The sequence below is a fragment of the Streptomyces sp. WG7 genome, assembly GCF_049975785.1.
Lineage (GTDB): Bacteria > Actinomycetota > Actinomycetes > Streptomycetales > Streptomycetaceae > Streptomyces.
The window spans coordinates 205,674-222,010 of the sequence record NZ_JBNGGE010000006.1 but is presented as its reverse complement, the minus strand read 5'-3'; the positions used below and the strand labels follow the sequence as shown (position 1 = coordinate 222,010).

Annotated in this window: 18 protein-coding genes and 1 tRNA gene; 18 read left to right on the top strand and 1 reads right to left on the bottom strand. The window is 72.9% G+C overall.

The annotated features are described in order from the left end of the window. Positions 1-81 precede the first annotated feature (81 nt). From ACP4J0_RS09645 to mnhG, 18 genes are all read left to right on the top strand, one after another. The gene (locus ACP4J0_RS09645; RefSeq protein WP_279560566.1) at positions 82-516 is read left to right on the top strand and encodes a roadblock/LC7 domain-containing protein; all 435 of its coding nucleotides are present in this window, start codon (positions 82-84) and stop codon (positions 514-516) included. Positions 517-518: 2 nt separating this feature from the next. Further along, positions 519-893, top strand: a complete 375-nt coding sequence (locus tag ACP4J0_RS09640; protein WP_019330485.1) for a DUF742 domain-containing protein — start codon at positions 519-521, stop codon at positions 891-893. Next, positions 871-1,512: a GTP-binding protein gene (locus ACP4J0_RS09635; protein WP_426598209.1), complete on the top strand. Its 642-nt coding sequence runs from the start codon at positions 871-873 to the stop codon at positions 1,510-1,512. Before ACP4J0_RS09640 ends, ACP4J0_RS09635 begins: the two co-directional genes overlap by 23 nt. Positions 1,513-1,594: 82 nt before the next feature. Beyond that, positions 1,595-2,170 carry a GAF domain-containing protein gene (locus tag ACP4J0_RS09630; RefSeq protein ID WP_426598208.1) on the top strand — a complete coding sequence of 192 codons (576 nt, stop codon included), beginning with the start codon at positions 1,595-1,597 and terminating at the stop codon, positions 2,168-2,170. A gap of 230 nt (positions 2,171-2,400) precedes the next feature. Beyond that, positions 2,401-3,429, top strand: coding sequence for an L-threonine 3-dehydrogenase (tdh, locus tag ACP4J0_RS09625; RefSeq protein ID WP_426598207.1), 1,029 nt, complete (start codon positions 2,401-2,403; stop codon positions 3,427-3,429). Between the two features lie 53 nt (positions 3,430-3,482). Beyond that, the gene (locus tag ACP4J0_RS09620) at positions 3,483-4,676 is read left to right on the top strand and encodes a glycine C-acetyltransferase (protein WP_426598206.1); all 1,194 of its coding nucleotides are present in this window, start codon (positions 3,483-3,485) and stop codon (positions 4,674-4,676) included. 41 nt (positions 4,677-4,717) lie between these two features. Beyond that, positions 4,718-5,620, top strand: a complete 903-nt coding sequence (locus ACP4J0_RS09615; protein WP_426525557.1) for a LysR substrate-binding domain-containing protein — start codon at positions 4,718-4,720, stop codon at positions 5,618-5,620. Between the two features lie 46 nt (positions 5,621-5,666). Next, entirely contained in the window at positions 5,667-6,245 is a 579-nt protein-coding gene (locus ACP4J0_RS09610) for a helix-turn-helix domain-containing protein (RefSeq protein WP_426598205.1), read from the top strand. Further along, positions 6,242-6,775, top strand: a complete 534-nt coding sequence (locus ACP4J0_RS09605; protein WP_426598204.1) for a GNAT family N-acetyltransferase — start codon at positions 6,242-6,244, stop codon at positions 6,773-6,775. The genes ACP4J0_RS09610 and ACP4J0_RS09605 overlap by 4 nt, the downstream gene beginning before the upstream one ends. A 30-nt stretch (positions 6,776-6,805) precedes the next feature. Beyond that, the gene (locus tag ACP4J0_RS09600; protein ID WP_426598203.1) at positions 6,806-7,165 is read left to right on the top strand and encodes an MmcQ/YjbR family DNA-binding protein; all 360 of its coding nucleotides are present in this window, start codon (positions 6,806-6,808) and stop codon (positions 7,163-7,165) included. Between the two features lie 166 nt (positions 7,166-7,331). After that, entirely contained in the window at positions 7,332-8,663 is a 1,332-nt protein-coding gene (locus tag ACP4J0_RS09595; protein WP_426598202.1) for an MFS transporter, read from the top strand. Positions 8,664-8,766: 103 nt separating this feature from the next. After that, positions 8,767-8,840 (top strand) — tRNA-Pro (locus ACP4J0_RS09590). 207 nt (positions 8,841-9,047) lie between these two features. Beyond that, positions 9,048-11,963 (top strand): Na+/H+ antiporter subunit A, encoded by a 2,916-nt coding sequence (locus ACP4J0_RS09585; protein WP_426598201.1) that lies wholly within the window; start codon positions 9,048-9,050, stop codon positions 11,961-11,963. Beyond that, positions 11,960-12,721 (top strand): Na(+)/H(+) antiporter subunit C, encoded by a 762-nt coding sequence (locus tag ACP4J0_RS09580; RefSeq protein WP_426598200.1) that lies wholly within the window; start codon positions 11,960-11,962, stop codon positions 12,719-12,721. The genes ACP4J0_RS09585 and ACP4J0_RS09580 overlap by 4 nt, the downstream gene beginning before the upstream one ends. Further along, positions 12,718-14,364 carry a Na+/H+ antiporter subunit D gene (locus ACP4J0_RS09575; protein WP_426598199.1) on the top strand — a complete coding sequence of 549 codons (1,647 nt, stop codon included), beginning with the start codon at positions 12,718-12,720 and terminating at the stop codon, positions 14,362-14,364. The genes ACP4J0_RS09580 and ACP4J0_RS09575 overlap by 4 nt, the downstream gene beginning before the upstream one ends. After that, positions 14,361-14,960, top strand: coding sequence for a Na+/H+ antiporter subunit E (locus tag ACP4J0_RS09570; RefSeq protein WP_426598198.1), 600 nt, complete (start codon positions 14,361-14,363; stop codon positions 14,958-14,960). The genes ACP4J0_RS09575 and ACP4J0_RS09570 overlap by 4 nt, the downstream gene beginning before the upstream one ends. Next, entirely contained in the window at positions 14,957-15,274 is a 318-nt protein-coding gene (locus tag ACP4J0_RS09565; RefSeq protein ID WP_426598197.1) for a monovalent cation/H+ antiporter complex subunit F, read from the top strand. Before ACP4J0_RS09570 ends, ACP4J0_RS09565 begins: the two co-directional genes overlap by 4 nt. Continuing rightward, positions 15,271-15,636: a monovalent cation/H(+) antiporter subunit G gene (gene mnhG / locus ACP4J0_RS09560; protein WP_426598196.1), complete on the top strand. Its 366-nt coding sequence runs from the start codon at positions 15,271-15,273 to the stop codon at positions 15,634-15,636. Before ACP4J0_RS09565 ends, mnhG begins: the two co-directional genes overlap by 4 nt. Positions 15,637-15,713: 77 nt before the next feature. On the opposite strand, the gene ACP4J0_RS09555 is transcribed toward mnhG, so the two are convergent. After that, complete coding sequence (locus tag ACP4J0_RS09555; protein ID WP_426598195.1) at positions 15,714-16,250, bottom strand: NUDIX hydrolase family protein; 537 nt, start codon at positions 16,248-16,250, stop codon at positions 15,714-15,716. Positions 16,251-16,337: the final 87 nt, after the last annotated feature.

The following is a 16,337-nucleotide window of genomic DNA, read 5'->3' as shown; positions in this document are numbered from 1 at the left end:
CCCGCAACCACCCCCAGTTCCCTCCCCACCACCACGACCAGCGCTCCCGCACACCTTCGTACCCCAAGGAGTCGATCCACCATGGCGAGCGACGCGCCGACCGGCCATGTATCCGATCTCGACTGGCTGATGAGCGGCCTCGTGCAGCGCGTACCGCACACCTCCAGCGCGGTGCTCCTGTCCTGCGACGGACTGGTGAAGTCCGTCCACGGCCTCGACGCGGACAGCGCCGACCACATGGCGGCCCTGGCCTCCGGCCTCTACTCCCTCGGCCGCAGCGCCGGTGTCCGCTTCGGCGACGGCGGCGACGTACGGCAGGTCGTCGTCGAACTCGACTCGACCCTGCTGTTCGTCACCACCGCCGGTTCCGGCACCTGCCTCGCCGTGCTGGCCGGCCGCGAGGCCGACGCGGCCGTACTCGGCTACGAGATGGCGATGCTGGTCAAGAGCGTCCGGCCCTACCTGGTCACCGCGCCCCGGCAGCACGCGGTCGAACCCCCGGCGATGAGGCCTTGAAGGTGGCCGCGGCCGGCGACGGGCCCTGGCTCGACGACGCGGCCGGACGGCTGGTGCGCCCCTTCACCGTGAGCAACGGCCGTACCCGGCCCACCGTCGCGCTCGACCTGATGTCCCAGGTGATGGCCACCGGAGCGACTCCCCTCGGCTACCTCGGTCCCGAGCACGCGCAGGCGCTCGACCTGTGCCGGGCGCCCCTCCCGGTCGCCGAGCTCGCCGCTCATCTGAGGCTTCCGGTGGCAGTCACCAAGGTGCTGCTGTCGGACCTCGTGGACTGCGGCGCGCTGACCACGAAACCCCCCGCCGCGTTCCACCACGACCCCACGGACCGGGCCCTTCTGGAGGCAGTGCTCGATGGACTACGACGACAGCTCTGACTACGACCACGGATCCGGCCCAGGAGCCGGCCACGACACCGACCCCTTCCCCACCGCGCTCAAGATCCTCGTGGCGGGCGGGTTCGGAGTGGGCAAGACGACCTTCGTCGGCGCGGTCAGCGAGATCGCACCGCTGAGCACGGAGGAACTGCTCACCACCGTCAGCGCCGCGACCGACAACCTCGACGGAATCGAGAACAAACTCGAAACAACCGTGGCCATGGACTTCGGCCGCCTCACCCTCGACCCGGAACACGTGCTGTACCTGTTCGGGACACCCGGCCAGGAACGGTTCTGGTTCATGTGGGACGAACTGTGCGAGGGCGCCCTCGGTGCGGTGATCATCGCCGATACCCGCCGCCTCGAGGAGTCCTTCGCCGCCGTCGACTTCTTCGAGGAGCGCGGACTCGGCTTCGTCGTCGCCATCAACGAGTTCGACGGCTCGTACCGCTACGACCCCGAGGAGGTGCGCGCCGCCATGGACCTCCATCCCGAGATCCCGATCGTCCGATGCGACGCCCGGATCTCCAGTTCCGGCATCCAGACCCTGCTCACCCTCGTACGCCACCTCATCGCCCACACACCGGCCCCCACGACGGGGTACGGCGCCCGCAGGTGATACCCAGGCATACCCAGGTGATCCCCGCCCACACCGCCACGGAGCCGCACATGACGCACGCCCACAGCGACGGAGCCCGCCCATGAGCTATGACCCGCCGCGCCCGGTCGGACGTCTGCTGCTCACCCCCGAGGACCGGGAGGCCCCCGCCCGGGTGCGACGACTGCGCCGGCTCGGTCTGGCGGAACGTCCGGACCCGGCCCTCGACGCCTTCGCGGGCCATCTCGCCCATCTCGCCGAGGCGCCGTACGCGATGGTCAACTTCCTGGTCGAGGGCGGGCAGTTCTTCGCGGGCCTCAGAGTGCCCGAGATCCCGCCGGTGACGCGCGGGGACGGCACCAGTCCGGAGTTCGGCCGCGTCCAGCCCCGGGACCACGGCTTCTGCCCGCACGTGGTGGTCCGGCGCAGGGCACTGGTCCTGGAGGACGTGTGCGACTATCCACGCTTCGCGGGCAACCCGGTCGTCGACGAGTTCGGCATCCGCTCCTACCTCGGCGCCCCGCTCATCGACAGCACGGGGACGGTACTGGGCACCCTGTCCGCGGCCGACGTGCGGCCCCGGGCCTGGGGGAAGGCGGGCCTCGCGACGATCAAGTCGACCGCGGCCGACCTGGTACGCCGCATCGAACGCAGTGCGGAGGACGGACTCCCGCTGTGAACCGCCGGGCGACGGCACAGCGGGCGCGAGGGGTGCGAAGGGCACCAGGGCGGTAAGGGCGGTACGTGCGCGAGGGCGTGAAGGAAAGCTGCGACCGGGCTTAAGAAAGCCTCGATGGACCCGGAACGGCACCGTACGGCAGATTGTCGTGCGATTCCCTCCCCTCCCCGGACGCGGGCTGCCTCGGCATGCCCGGCGCGCCGGGACCTCACCCGTCAGGAGCCGTAGCGTTGAAGGCGCTGGTCAAGGAGAAGGCGGAGCCCGGGCTGCGCCTCGCGGACGTCCCCGAGCCCGTCATCGGACCCGGTGACGTGCTGATCAAGGTGCTGCGCACCGGCATCTGCGGCACCGACCTGCACATCCGGGCCTGGGACGGCTGGGCGCAGCAGGCCATCCGCACCCCGCTCGTCGTCGGGCACGAGTTCGTCGGCGAGGTCGTCGACACCGGGCGGGACGTCACCGACATCAAGGCCGGTGACCGGGTCAGCGGCGAGGGCCACCTCGTGTGCGGCAAATGCCGCAACTGCCTGGCCGGACGGCGCCACCTGTGCCGCGCCACGGTCGGTCTCGGCGTCGGCCGGGACGGGGCGTTCGCCGAGTACGTCGCCCTGCCCGCCGCCAACGTCTGGGTGCACCGCGTCCCCGTCGACCTCGACATCGCCGCGATCTTCGACCCGTTCGGCAACGCCGTGCACACCGCCCTCTCCTTCCCGCTGGTCGGCGAGGACGTCCTCATCACGGGCGCCGGACCGATCGGCCTGATGGCCGCCGCCGTGGCCCGGCACGCCGGGGCGCGCAACGTCGTGATCACCGACGTGAGCGAGGAACGCCTGGACCTCGCGCTCAAGGTCGGTGTGAGCCTCGCCCTCGACGTCTCGAAGGCGACCATCGCCGACGGACAGCGCGAACTCGGCCTGCGCGAGGGCTTCGACATCGGCCTGGAGATGTCCGGCCGCCCCGAGGCCATGCGCGACATGATCGCCAACATGACGCACGGCGGCCGGATCGCGATGCTCGGCCTGCCCGCCGAGGAGTTCCCGGTCGACTGGGCCCGCATCGTCACCTCGATGATCACCGTCAAGGGCATCTACGGCCGCGAGATGTTCGAGACCTGGTACGCCATGTCGGTGCTGCTCGAAGGCGGCCTCGACCTCGCCCCCGTCATCACCGGCCGCTACAGCCACCGCGACCACGAGGCCGCCTTCGCCGACGCCGCCAGCGGCAAGGGCGGCAAGGTCATCCTCGACTGGACCGCGTAGGACGTCCGCGCAGGACGACCGCCCACCACGTACGTACTCCTAGGAGCTTCACGATGTTCGACTCCGTGCGCGACGACCTGCGCGCCACCCTCGACGAGATCCGCGCCGCCGGCCTGCACAAGCCAGAGCGCGTCATCGGCACCCCGCAGTCCGCGACCGTCAACGTCACCGCCGGCGGCCGCCCCGGCGAGGTCCTCAACTTCTGCGCCAACAACTACCTCGGCCTCGCCGACCACCCCGAGGTCGTCGCCGCCGCCCACGAGGCGCTGGACCGCTGGGGCTACGGCATGGCCTCCGTGCGCTTCATCTGCGGCACCCAGGAGGTCCACAAGGAACTGGAGGCCCGGCTCTCCGCGTTCCTCGGCCAGGAGGACACGATCCTCTACTCCTCCTGCTTCGACGCCAACGGCGGCGTCTTCGAGACCCTCCTCGGCCCCGAGGACGCGGTGATCTCCGACGCCCTCAACCACGCCTCCATCATCGACGGCATCCGCCTCAGCAAGGCCAAGCGCCTCCGCTACGCCAACCGCGACCTGGCCGACCTGGAGACCCAGCTCAAGGCCGCCGGCGACGCCCGCCGCAAGCTGATCGTCACCGACGGCGTCTTCTCCATGGACGGCTACGTCGCCCCGCTCGCCGAGATCTGCGACCTCGCCGACCGCTACGACGCCATGGTGATGGTCGACGACTCGCACGCCGTCGGCTTCGTCGGCCCCGGCGGACGCGGCACCCCCGAACTGCACGGCGTCATGGACCGCGTCGACATCATCACCGGCACCCTCGGCAAGGCCCTCGGCGGCGCCTCCGGCGGCTACGTCGCCGCCCGCGCCGAGATCGTCGCCCTGCTGCGCCAGCGCTCGCGGCCCTACCTCTTCTCCAACACCCTCGCCCCGGTGATCGCCGCCGCCTCCCTCAAGGTGATCGACCTGCTGGAGTCGGCCGGCGACCTGCGCGTGCGGCTCGCCGAGAACACCGCCCTGTTCCGCCGCCGGATGACCGAGGAGGGCTTCGACATCCTCCCCGGCGACCACGCCATCGCGCCGGTGATGATCGGCGACGCGTCGAGGGCGGGCCGCATGGCGGAGCTGCTCCTGGAGCGCGGCGTCTACGTGATCGGCTTCTCCTACCCGGTCGTGCCGCAGGGCCAGGCCCGCATCCGCGTGCAGCTGTCCGCCGCCCACTCCACCGAGGACGTGAACCGCGCGGTGGACGCCTTCGTGGCGGCACGTGCGGAGCTCGACGCCTGACACGTGCGTGACCTGCGCACATCGATGAGAGAATCGATGCCGTGATCGAAGCGCGGCGGCTGCACATCCTCCGGGCGGTGGCGGACCACCGCACCGTGACGGCGGCCGCCGCCGCGCTGTACCTCACCCCCTCGGCGGTCTCCCAGCAGCTGACCGCCCTGGAGCAGGAGACCGGACACCGCCTGGTCGAGCGCGGCGCCAAGGGCGTACGGCTGACCCCGGCCGGCGAGATCCTGCTCGACCACACCAACGCCGTCCTCGCCCAGCTGGAGCGGGCCGAGGCCGAGCTCGCCGCGTACAGCTCGGGCGAGGCCGGCACGGTCACGGTCGCGTCCTTCGCGACCGGCATCGCCCTGGTCGTCGCGCCCGCGCTGGCCCGCCTCGCCGAGTCGGCGCCCGGCATCCGCATCCGCGTCCAGGACGCCGAGGGCGACGCCAGCCTGCCGATGGTGCTGGACCGGCAGGTCGACGTGGCCGTCGCCGTCGAGTACCGCGGGGCGCCGCCCGCCGACGACCCGCGTCTGACGCACGTCCCCCTGTACGCCGAGCCCTTCGACGCGGTCGTTCCGGTCGCCCACCGCCTCGCCGACGCCGACGAGGTGCCGTTGGCGGAGCTGGCCAAGGACCCGTGGATCGGTCCCTACCCCGGCAACCCGTGCCACGACGTCGTGGTCCTGGCCTGCGAGAACGCAGGCTTCCAGCCCCGCATGGAGCACTCCTCGGACGACTTCCGCGCGGTGGTGTCCCTCGCCGCGGCCGACGTCGGCGTGGCGCTCGTCCCGCGTTCGGCGCTGCACGGCACGGACCTCACGGGCGTGGTCGTCCGTCCCGTCGACGGGGTCGCGCCCACTCGCCGGGTCTTCGCGGCGGTACGCCGGGGTGCCGAGGAGCACCCCTTGATCCGCCCGGTCCTGGACGCACTCGACGAGGCGGCCCGGGCGTGAGGCTTCGGTAACACGGTTGTCTCGTACGCGGGATAGCGTCCCGGATATGAGAGACGCCGATGACGCGCCCGATCCCGTGGACGCCCGGCTCGCCACCCGGCTGGCCGGGCTGCGCGCCGAACGAGGCTGGTCACTGAGTGAGTTGGCGGAGCGCAGTGGAGTGAGCCGGTCCACGCTCTCCCGGGCCGAACGCGCGGAGACCAGCCCCACCGCCTCCGTCCTGAACCGCCTCTGCGCGGTGTACGGACGCACCATGTCCCGGCTGCTCAGCGAGGTCGAGGCGGAACCCGCGCCGGTGGTCCGGGCCGCCGAGCAGCCGCTGTGGGAGGACCGGTCCGCCGGCTTCGTACGCCGCTCGGTGTCCCCGCCGCACGCCGGGCTGCGCGCCGAACTCGTCGAGGGACGGCTCGCCGCGGGCGCCGACATCGCCTACGACCGGCCGCCCGTGCCCGGCCTGGAGCAGCACATCTGGGTCCTGGAAGGGGCCCTGAGGGTGACGGCACAGGATGTCGAGCACCACATCGGTACCGGGGACTGCCTGCGCACGCGGGTGTGGGGGCCGACGAGGTTCCGGTGCGCCGGCCCCGACGACGTCCGCTACGTGCTGGCGGTGGTGCTGCCGTGACGGTGAGCCGCGTGGACGAACACCGACTGACCGGTCTGCTGGAGGAGTTGGCGGACCTGCTCACCGAAACCGTCGACGGCGGCGCTTCGGTCGGTTTCCTCGCGCCGCTCGACCGGGCCGAGGCCGTCGCCTGGTGGCGGGGCCGGGCCGCCGCCGTGGCCGCCGGGAGGCTCGCCGTCTGGGTGGCGTGCGAGGGGGAGCGGGTGGCCGGGACCGTGAGCCTCGCCCTGCCCGACAAGCCCAACAGCCGCCACCGCGCCGAGCTGGTCAAACTGATGGTCTCCCGCACGGCCCGCGGCCGGGGCCTGGGCCGCGGGCTCCTGACCGCCGCCGAGGAGGCGGCCGTGGCGGCCGGCATCACCCTGCTCCACCTGGACACCGAGACCGGCAGCCCCGCCGAACGCCTCTACCGCTCCGCCGGGTGGACCCGGGCCGGGACGATCCCCGACTACGCGGCGGACCCGGGCGGGGAACTGAGGCCGACGACGCTCTACTTCAAGCAGCTCGGCGCCCCGGCCGCCACCGGGTGATTGTCAGTGGCGGCGGCTACGGTGCCTGACATGCCGGACGCAGAAGACGTACGCCGTATCGCCCTGTCCCTGCCGGACACGACGGAGAAGATCGCCTGGAGCATGCCCACGTTCCGGGTCGCGGGCAAGATGTTCGCCACGCTGCCCGAGGACGAGACGTCCATCGCGGTGCGCTGTCCCAAGGAGGAGCGCGCCGAACTCGTGCTGGCCGAGCCGGAGAAGTTCTGGATCGCCGGCCACGAGGCCCAGTTCGCCTGGGTGCGGGCCCGCCTCGCGGCCCTCGACGGCGAGGAGGAGCTGCGTGACATCCTCGCCGACTCCTGGCGCCAGGCGGCCCCGCCCCGGCTGCTGGAGGCCCATCCCCGGCTGGGGCTGCCGGCCGGGGGCTGAAAACCCTTCGGGCGTTGTCAGTGCCCCGTGGCATGATCCGAAGGCTTGCGTCGCAGCCGGAGCCGGAGGGGGGCTCCGGCTGTCCGACGTACGACGTGAGCAGGGAATGGCAGCGGTGGTACGGGGGTGGTCGCCGCGGGCCGGCCGGGGGGAGGGGGAGCGCGGGATGACAGGGACGTCGTCGCAGTCCACGCACGCGGGTGAGGGGACGGGCGGGCCGCGGGCGGGACGAGCAGTGTGGTCGCGGGACTTCGCGTTGTTCTTCGCCGCGCGGGCCGTCGCCAGGCTGGGCGACACCATGCTGCCCGTCGCACTCGCGGCCGGTCTGCTCCAGCACGGGTACGGGGCGGGCGCGGTCGGTCTCGCCATGGCCGCGACGGCCGCCGCGTTCGCCGGCCTGGTGATCTTCGGCGGTGTCCTCGCCGACCGGTTCAGCACCCGCAAGCTGATGATCGGCGCCGATCTGGTGCGGCTGGGCACCCAGGCCCTGGCAGCCGTGCTCTTCTTCTCCGGACACGTCGTGCTGTGGCAGATCTGCGCGATCGGGTTCGTCAACGGTGTCGCGGGCGCCGTGTTCCAGCCCGGCGTCGCCAGCACCGTGCCCCGGCTCGCCTCCGACATACAGGGCGCGAACGGCGCGATACGCGTCGCCGAGTCCGCCGCCCAGCTCGCGGGCCCCGCCGTGGCCGGCCTCCTGGTCGGCTTCGCCTCACCCGGCGGGGTCTTCGCGGCCCACGCCACCACGTACGCGGTCAGCGCGCTGTGCCTGCTGCTGCTCCGGCTGCCCCCGCTCGCGCCGGGCAGCCGGGCGGCGGCCGGCCGTGGGGCGAAGGCCTTCCGCGCCGACCTGGTCGAGGGATGGCGGGAGTTCCGCTCCCGTCAGTGGCTGTGGGGCGTCATCGCCGTCTGGGGCGTCTACATGATCGCCGTCTGGGGGCCGACCGTTCCGCTGGTGGCCACCGAGGTGGTGCGGGAGCACGGCCCCCGCGACTACGGCCTGGTCAACTCCGCCCTGGGCGCCGGCACCGTCGTCGGCGGGCTCCTCGCGCTGCGGCTGCGGCCTCGCCGCATGCTGCGCGCCGGGGCGATCGCCCTCGTCGGCTTCGCCGCCTTCCCCGCGAGCGTCGGAGCCGGTCTCGGCGTACCGGCCATGGCGGCGGGCGCCGCCGTCGCCGGGGCCGGGATGTCCTTCTGGGGCGTGATGTGGGCGACCAGCGTGCAGACCCAGGTCCCGCCGGACGTCCTCAACCGCATCCACGCCTACGACGTGGCGGGCTCGCTCGCGATGATGCCCGTGGGCCAGGCCCTCGCCGGGCCGGCCGCCTCGGCCGTCGGCGCCGACCATGTGCTGCTCGTGGCCGGCGCGACGAGCCTCGCCGTCTGCGCCGCCCTGCTCCTGATACCGGCGGTACGCGACCTGGTGCGGGTCGACGCGGCAGCGGCCGACTCCGGCCGCACGGCGGCCCTGCCCCTGCGGTCCCGTAAGGAGAAGTGCTGACCGGCGGACGGCGCCCCCGGAAACGCGATGCGCGACCACGGGCCCGAGTGCGGTATGGTTTTCCTGCGCGTCCGGCCGGGGAAACCCCAGGTCAGACGGGAAACGGGACGTGGCGCAGCTTGGTAGCGCACTTGACTGGGGGTCAAGGGGTCGCAGGTTCAAATCCTGTCGTCCCGACTCGAGAGAGTCGCAGATCGAGGGGTGCTTCCGGAGAGATCCGGAAGCACCCCTCGATCAGTAGGTCACGGAAGCCGGGTCGGCCCGGGGCCGGTCCGGTGGCGTCGCGGACACTGCGGCGTGCCTGGGCGCCCAGACCGGGTGCCCGATATATCACTGTCGGGTGTCCTGTCCTTCCGCCGCCACCGTGCCTTCGCGCGGACCCGCATGACCGCACTCGTCCTCTGCCACTTCGCGCTCGCGCTGTTCGCCGCGCCGCTGGTGAGGTGGTGCGGAACCCGTGCCTTCCTCGTGCTGGCCCTGCCGCCCGCGGCGGCGGCCGTCTGGGCGGCCACCCGGTGGAGCACGACGGCCGCGGGCGGTGCCGACACCGCCGAGTGGGCCTGGCTGCCCGCCTACCACGTGGACTGGGCGCTGCGCCTGGACGCCCTCGCCGAACTGATGGTGCTGCTCGCCGCGGGAGTGGGCACCCTCGTCCTGGTCTACTGCGCCTCGTACTTCGACGACCGGTCGCGGCAGCTGGGCAGGTTCGCCGGGAACCTCCTCGCCTTCGCCGGGGCGATGCTCGGCCTGGTCCTCGCCGACGATCTCATCCTGCTCTACATCTTCTGGGAACTGACGACCGTCTTCTCCTACCTGCTGATCGGCCAGACCAGCGACCACAAGCGGAACCGGCGCAGCGCCCTGCAGGCCCTGACGGTCACCACGCTCGGCGGACTGGCCATGCTCGTCGGTTTCCTGATCCTGGGTCACGAGGCGGGCACCTACCGGATCTCGGCGATCCTCGCCGACCCGCCGCCCGCGTCGGCGGCGCTGTCCACGGCGGTCGTGCTGATCCTCGTCGGGGCCCTCGCCAAGTCCGCGATCTGGCCGTTCAGCCTCTGGCTGCCCAACGCCATGGCCGCCCCCACCCCGGTCAGCGCCTACCTGCACGCCGCCGCGATGGTCAAGGCAGGCGTCTACCTCATCGCCCGGCTCGCTCCCGCGTTCGCGGAGGTCACGCCCTGGCGGCCGCTGCTGCTCGTCCTGGGCTCCGCGACGATGCTGCTGGGCGGCTGGCGGGCGCTGCGCCTGCACGACCTGAAACTCGTCCTCGCCCACGGCACCGTCAGCCAGCTCGGCTTCCTCACCGTCCTCGCCGGGGCGGGCCGCCACGACACCGGCCTCGCCGCCACCGCCATGATCCTCGCCCACGCCCTGTTCAAGGCCCCGCTCTTCCTGGTCACCGGGATCATCGACCACGCCACCGGCACCCGCGACCTGCGCAGACTCTCCGGGCTCGGGCGCCGGCTGCCCGCCGTGTGCGCGGTCGCCGGGGCCGCCGGACTGTCCATGGCCGCCGTACCGCCGCTGCTCGGCTTCACCGCCAAGGAGGCCGCCTTCCAGTCCCTCCTGGACGGGAGCACCGCCGACCGCTGGGCGCTCGCCGCGACCGTCGCCGGCTCGGCCCTGACCACCGCCTACACCCTGCGCTACCTGTGGGGCGCCTTCGCCCGCAAGCCCGGCGTCCCCGACACGGACGCGCACCCCGTCCCGCCGGCCTTCCTCGCCCCGCCCGCCGTGCTCGCCCTGGCCTGCCTCGTCCTCGGCCCCGGCGTGCCCTGGCTCCAAGGGCTCCTCGGCACCTACGCCGAGCAGTTCCCCGCACCCGCCCACCCGTACCACCTGGCGCTGTGGCACGGGCCGGGCCTCGCCCTCGGCCTGTCCTGCGCGGCCTGGGCGGGCGGTGTCCTGCTGTTCCTCGCCGCGGGCCCCGTCCGGCGGGCCGGACAGGCCCTCGCCTGGCGCTCCGCCGACCGGGTCTTCGGACGGCTGCTGCTCGCGCTGGAGCGCACCGCCCTGCAGTGCACCGGTTTCGTGCAGCGCGGCTCGCTGTCGGTGTACCTCGTGACGACCATGAGCGTGGTCCTCGCCGGGCAGATCGCCGTCCTCGTCGCGGACGAACCCTGGACCTCGGTGCCCGCCCCACGGCTCTGGGACCACCCGGCCCAGGCCGGTGTCGCGCTGCTGACCTGCGCGGCCGCCCTGCTGTGCCTGGGGGTGCGGCGCCGGATGAAGGCCGTCGTGTTCGCCGGTCTCACCGGATACGGCACCGCGCTGCTCTTCGTGGCGCAGGGCGCGCCCGACCTCGCGCTGACCCAGTTCGGCGTGGAGACCGTCTCGATGATCGTCTTCGTGCTCGTGCTGCGCCGGATGCCGGTGTACTTCGAGGAGAACTACAGCCGGTGGCGACGCGCACTGCGGATGCCGGTGGCGCTCGCGGGCGGCGCCGCCCTCGCCGTCGTCGTCTGGATCATGGCGGGCCACCGCCGGGCCGACAGCGCCGGAGCGGCGATGGTCGAGGAGACCGCGCACCACGGCCTCAAGGAAGTCGTCGCGACGATCCTCGTCGACCTGCGGGCCTGGGACACGATGGGGGAGTCCGCGGTGCTCGCCGCCGCCGCGATCGGCGTCACCAGCCTCATCTACCTGCACCGCCGCACCGACGACGCCGAGCAGCCCGTACTGCCGCTGCCCGGGGACCACCCCCACGCCGGCCTGCGCACCGCCTGGCGGGCGACCCCGTACGAACTAGCGGGCCTGCCCAGCGGCGACGAGGGCGCCCCGGAGCGGACCTGGCTCGCGGCCAGTTCCACCCTCGCACCCGAGCGCCGCTCCCTCGTCCTGGAAGTGGTCGCCCGCCTCATCTTCCATCCGATCCTCGTCCTCTCCGTCTACCTGCTCATGTGCGCGGAGAACCTGCCGGGCGGCGGCTTCGTCGCGGGCCTGACCGCCGGCGTCGCCTTCATCGCCCGCTATCTCGCGGGCGGGCGGCACGAGCTCGCCGACGCCGTGCCCTTCAAGGCGGGCCTGTTCACCGGCCTGGGCCTGTTCCTGTCCACCGGGGTCGCGCTGGGCGGCCTCGCCGAGGGCACCGTGCTGCACGGCTGGACCTGGCACGGCCACCTGCCCGTCTGGGGGGACGCCCACCTGTCCACCGCCGTCCTCTTCGACTGCGGGGTCTACCTCCTCGTGCTCGGCGTGGTCCTGGACATCGTGCGGGCCCTCGGCGCCCGCGTCGACCGGCAGATCGAACGGGCCGCCGGCCGGCGCGCCCCGCGCGCGGAGGCGGGCCCCGCATGACCGTGAGCCTCTCCCTCCTGGTGGCGGCCGCCGTCCTCAGCGCCGTCGGCGCCAGCCTGTTGCTGACCCGGTCGCTGACCCGGATCCTGCTCGGCGCGGTCGTCCTCGGCAACGGCGTCAACCTGCTGGTCCTCGCCTCGACGGGCAGGGCGGGCAACGCGCCGCTCCTCTACCCGCACGTCATCCGCAACCGGGTCACCGACCCGCTGCCCCAGGCCATCGCCCTCACCGCGATCGTCATCACCCTCGCCACCACCGCGTTCCTGCTCGCCATGGCCTACCGCAGCCACCAGGTCACCGGTTCCGACGAGATCAGCGACGACACCGAGGACCGGCTGGTCGCCCTGCGCGCCGAGTTCCTCGACCGGCGCGGCGAACTGCGCGACCGCTACCGCGAAGCCCGGGCCGAGCCCGGCACCGACCCCGAACTGGGCGCCCGCTACCGCGCCGCACGCAAACGGCTGCGCCGGCGGGTCCGCGAGGAACGCGCCTACCAGGCCCGCGCCAACGACGTCTCCGGGAACCTGTGGAACGACATCCTCGGCGCCGACCCCGAGGACTACCGGGAAGGCCGGGAGCTGGGCTCCACCGACGCGGCGGGCCGGCCCGGACCGGCACCGGCCCGTGTCGCCGGGCCCTCCAACGACCCCGAGGAGTCCGGCCGCGAGCCCGATTCCCACCCCGGCGAGGACTCCGGCCACCCGCCGCCCGACCAGCCCGACGACCCCGAGGGCGCCGGCACGGAAGGAACCAGGTGAACGCGCTCGTCCCCCTCCCCGTCCTGCTGCCCCTGTGCGTCACGGGCCTGAAGCTCGCCATCGGCCCCCGGCTCCAGCGGTTCCAGCGCTTCATCACCCTCGCCGTGCTCGGCGCGGTCCTCGTGCTCTCCGTGCTCCTCATGGTGGCCGCCGACCGCCACGGCCCGCTCAGCGTGCACCTCGGCGACTTCGCGCCGCCGATCGGCATCACCCTCGTCGCCGACCGGCTCGCGGGCCTGATGCTCACCGTGTCCAGCGCCGTCACCCTGCTCGTCAACCTGTACTCGCTCGGCCAGGGCATGGCCGACCGCGACGACCAGACGCCGGTCGGCGTCTTCCACCCCGCCTACCTGATCCTCGTGGCAGGCGTCTCCTGCACCTTCCTGGCCGGAGACCTCGTCAACCTCTACGTCGGCTTCGAGATCATGCTCGTCGCGAGTTTCGTCCTGCTCACCATCGGCGGCACCGCGACCCGTATCCGGGCCGGATCGACGTACGTGATCATCTCGCTGTTCTCCTCGGTGCTGTTCCTGGTCGCGATCGCCATGACGTACTCGGTCGCGGGGACCGTGAACTTCGCGCAGCTCGCGGGGCGGCTGCAGGAAGTCCCGGTCGGGGTGCGCACCCTGCTGGAGGCCATGCTGCTGACGGTCTTCGCGATCAAGGCGGCGGTGTTCCCGCTCGCGGCCTGGCTGCCCGACTCCTACCCGACCGCACCCGCACCGGTCACCGCGGTCTTCGCCGGTCTGCTGACCAAGGTCGGCGTGTACTCGATGCTGCGCACCCAGACCCTGCTCTTCCCCGGCCACCGCCTCGGTGACCTGCTGATGCTCGCCGCGCTCGCCTCCATGGTCATCGGCATCCTCGGCGCGGTCGCCCAGACCGACCTGAAGCGGGTGCTGTCCTTCACCCTCATCAGCCACATCGGCTACATGGTCTTCGGCATCGCGCTCGCCGGGCGCGGCTCGATCGCCGGTGCGATCGTGTACGTGGCCCACCACATCACCGTGCAGACCACCCTCTTCCTCGTCGCCGGGCTCGTCGAGCGGCGGGGCGGCACCACGGAACTCACCCGCCTCGGCGGCCTGGCGAAGACGGCGCCGCTGCTCGCCGTGCTGTTCTTCGTGCCCGCCATGAACCTCGCCGGCATCCCGCCGCTCTCCGGGTTCATCGGCAAGCTCGGCCTGATGCGGGCGGGCGTCGACAACGGCGGCGGCTGGGCCTGGGCGCTGGTCGCCGGGTCCGCCGCCACCAGCCTGCTCACCCTCTACGTCATGGCGAAGGTCTGGAACCTCGCGTTCTGGCGCGACGCGCCGCCGGGGGCCGAGGGCGAGGGCGTGGTCCTGGAGTCCGCCGGCGACGAGCCGGGCGACGATTCCGGCGACGACGAGGACGGGGAGGCGACCGGCTCCGGGAGCGGCCTGCCGGTACCGGCGGGCGCCGTGGTCTCCGCCGGCTTCCTGGGACAGTCCATCACCACCACCAGGCGGCTGCCCTGGCCGATGCTGGTGGCGACCGGCGCCGCCGTCGCCCTCGGCCTGCTCTACACCGTGCTCGGCGGCCCCCTCACCACCTTCACCGACGCGGCCGCCGCCGAACTCCTCGCCCGCACCCCCTACATCGAGGCGGTGCTCGGCCGATGAGCAACCTCTACCGCGACCGTTCCCCCTACAGCTGGTCGTTCCGTATCGGCGGCGGCAGACGCGTTCTCGACCTGCCGCTCATCGCCTGGCTCACGGTCATCTGGATCCTGCTGTGGGGCACCCCGTCCTGGGCCAACCTCGTCAACGGCGTCATCGTCGCGGTGTGCCTGTGCCTCGCCTTCCCGCTGCCCGCCGTAGACCTCGGCCTGCGGCTGCGCCCGCTGGGCATCCTGCGGCTCGCGGCCTACCTGCTGTACGACATGTTCTCCTCCAGCGTCGAGGTCACCCGGCAGATCTTCGCCAAGGGCCCCTACCACGCCGCGGTCGTCGCCGTCCCGCTGCGGGTGCGCAGCGACCTCATGCTCACGGCCACCGCGGTCGCCGTCTCCAACGTCCCCGGCGGCTCGGTGATCGAGGTGCGCCGGTCGACGGCCACCGTGTTCCTGCACGTCCTCGACGCCGACGACCCCGGCGAGATCGAGAGCGCCCAGCGGTCGGTGTGGCGCATGGAGGAACTCGTCGCCCGCGCCTTCGGCACCGCCGAGGACATCGCCCACGCCGCCCGGCCCGTACCGGAAGGGGACGCCTCCCCGTGACCACCCTGCACGCCGTCGAACAGGCCATGCTGGTCGCCTCGCTGGTGATGATCCTCGTCGCCGGCGCCCTGCTGCTGTACCGCGTCTGGTACGGGCCCTCGATGCTGGACCGCGCGGTCGCCCTGGACGTGGCGGCGGCGCTCATCATCGCCGGCATCGCCGTCAAGGCCGTCCACGACGGAGACTCCTTCTACTTCCCCGTGATGCTGGTGCTCGCCTTCCTCGGCTTCACGGGCTCCGTGGGCATCGCCCGGTTCATCGCCGTACGCGACCGGCCCCCGGTCCGGGCGGACGGCAAGGAGGACCACCGGTGAGCGGCTGGGCCGAGGCCGCCGACCTGGCCGGGGCGGCCCTGCTGTTCCTCGGCTGCCTGCAGTGCCTGCTCGGTGTGATCGGGATGCTCCGCTTCCCCGACGTGCTCTCCCGCAGCCACGCCGCCACCAAGCCGCAGACCCTCGGGACGCTCCTCGTCCTCGCCGGGGTGGCGCTGCATCTGCGTCACGGCATCGACCTGGGCACCCTCGCGCTCATCGTCTTCTTCCAGTTCCTCACCGGCCCGGTCGCCTCCCACCTGGTGGCCCGCTCCGCCTACCGCACCGGCCAGACGGGGTCCCGGGGGCTGCTCCGGGACGATCTGGACCCGCAGTTGAGCGACGGGGAGCGGCCCGAGGAGTAGCTCCGCGGGCCGCCTTCGGCCGGTCGGCGGTGTGGCGCCACCGGCGTCCGGCCGGCGTCCGGCGAGCCACCGAGCGCTCAGACCACGCAGCCCACATGCGCCAGCGCCTGCTTCAGGAGCACCCCGTGCCCGCCCGGCATCTCGCTCTGCACCGCCGGTGACAGGGCCTCCTGCGGGCTGAACCAGACGAGGTCCAGCGCGTCCTGACGGGGCCTGCAGTCGCCGGTCACCGGGACGACGTAGGCGAGGGAGACCGCGTGCTGCCGGGGGTCGTGGTACGGCGTGACGCCGTGCGTGGGGAAGTACTCGGCCACGGTGAACGGCTGGAGCGAGGACGGCACCCGGGGCAGCGCCACCGGGCCGAGGTCCTTCTCCAGGTGACGCAGCAGGGCGTCCCGGACCCGCTCGTGGTGCAGCACCCGGCCGGAGACCAGCGTCCGGCTGACCGTTCCGTCGGGCCCGATGCGCAGGAGCAGGCCGACGCTGGTGACTTCGCCGCTGTCGTCGACGCGCACGGGCACCGCCTCGACGTACAGGATCGGCATGCGGGCGCGTGCCATCTCGAGGTCGTCGGTCGACAGCCAGCCCGGTGTGGTTTCGGTCGTGTCAGACATCGCTTGATCATACTTTCAGCCGCTCCCGCTTCCCGGGCGGCGCTCCAGGACTGTGACCCGTCCCACGCCCCTCAGCCGTCGTCCACC

What these genes read in the sequence shown, in the direction of transcription:
- ACP4J0_RS09620 (WP_426598206.1), top strand. Translation starts at nt 3,483, where the DNA reads ATGTTCGACTCCGTGCGCGACGACCTGCGCGCCACCCTCGACGAGATC.
- ACP4J0_RS09645 (WP_279560566.1), top strand. Translation starts at nt 82, where the DNA reads ATGGCGAGCGACGCGCCGACCGGCCATGTATCCGATCTCGACTGGCTG.
- ACP4J0_RS09555 (WP_426598195.1), bottom strand. Translation starts at nt 16,250, where the DNA reads ATGTCTGACACGACCGAAACCACACCGGGCTGGCTGTCGACCGACGAC.
- ACP4J0_RS09585 (WP_426598201.1), top strand. Translation starts at nt 9,048, where the DNA reads ATGACCGCACTCGTCCTCTGCCACTTCGCGCTCGCGCTGTTCGCCGCG.
- ACP4J0_RS09600 (WP_426598203.1), top strand. Translation starts at nt 6,806, where the DNA reads ATGCCGGACGCAGAAGACGTACGCCGTATCGCCCTGTCCCTGCCGGAC.
- ACP4J0_RS09580 (WP_426598200.1), top strand. Translation starts at nt 11,960, where the DNA reads ATGACCGTGAGCCTCTCCCTCCTGGTGGCGGCCGCCGTCCTCAGCGCC.
- ACP4J0_RS09595 (WP_426598202.1), top strand. Translation starts at nt 7,332, where the DNA reads ATGACAGGGACGTCGTCGCAGTCCACGCACGCGGGTGAGGGGACGGGC.
- ACP4J0_RS09570 (WP_426598198.1), top strand. Translation starts at nt 14,361, where the DNA reads ATGAGCAACCTCTACCGCGACCGTTCCCCCTACAGCTGGTCGTTCCGT.
- ACP4J0_RS09610 (WP_426598205.1), top strand. Translation starts at nt 5,667, where the DNA reads ATGAGAGACGCCGATGACGCGCCCGATCCCGTGGACGCCCGGCTCGCC.
- ACP4J0_RS09635 (WP_426598209.1), top strand. Translation starts at nt 871, where the DNA reads ATGGACTACGACGACAGCTCTGACTACGACCACGGATCCGGCCCAGGA.
- ACP4J0_RS09630 (WP_426598208.1), top strand. Translation starts at nt 1,595, where the DNA reads ATGAGCTATGACCCGCCGCGCCCGGTCGGACGTCTGCTGCTCACCCCC.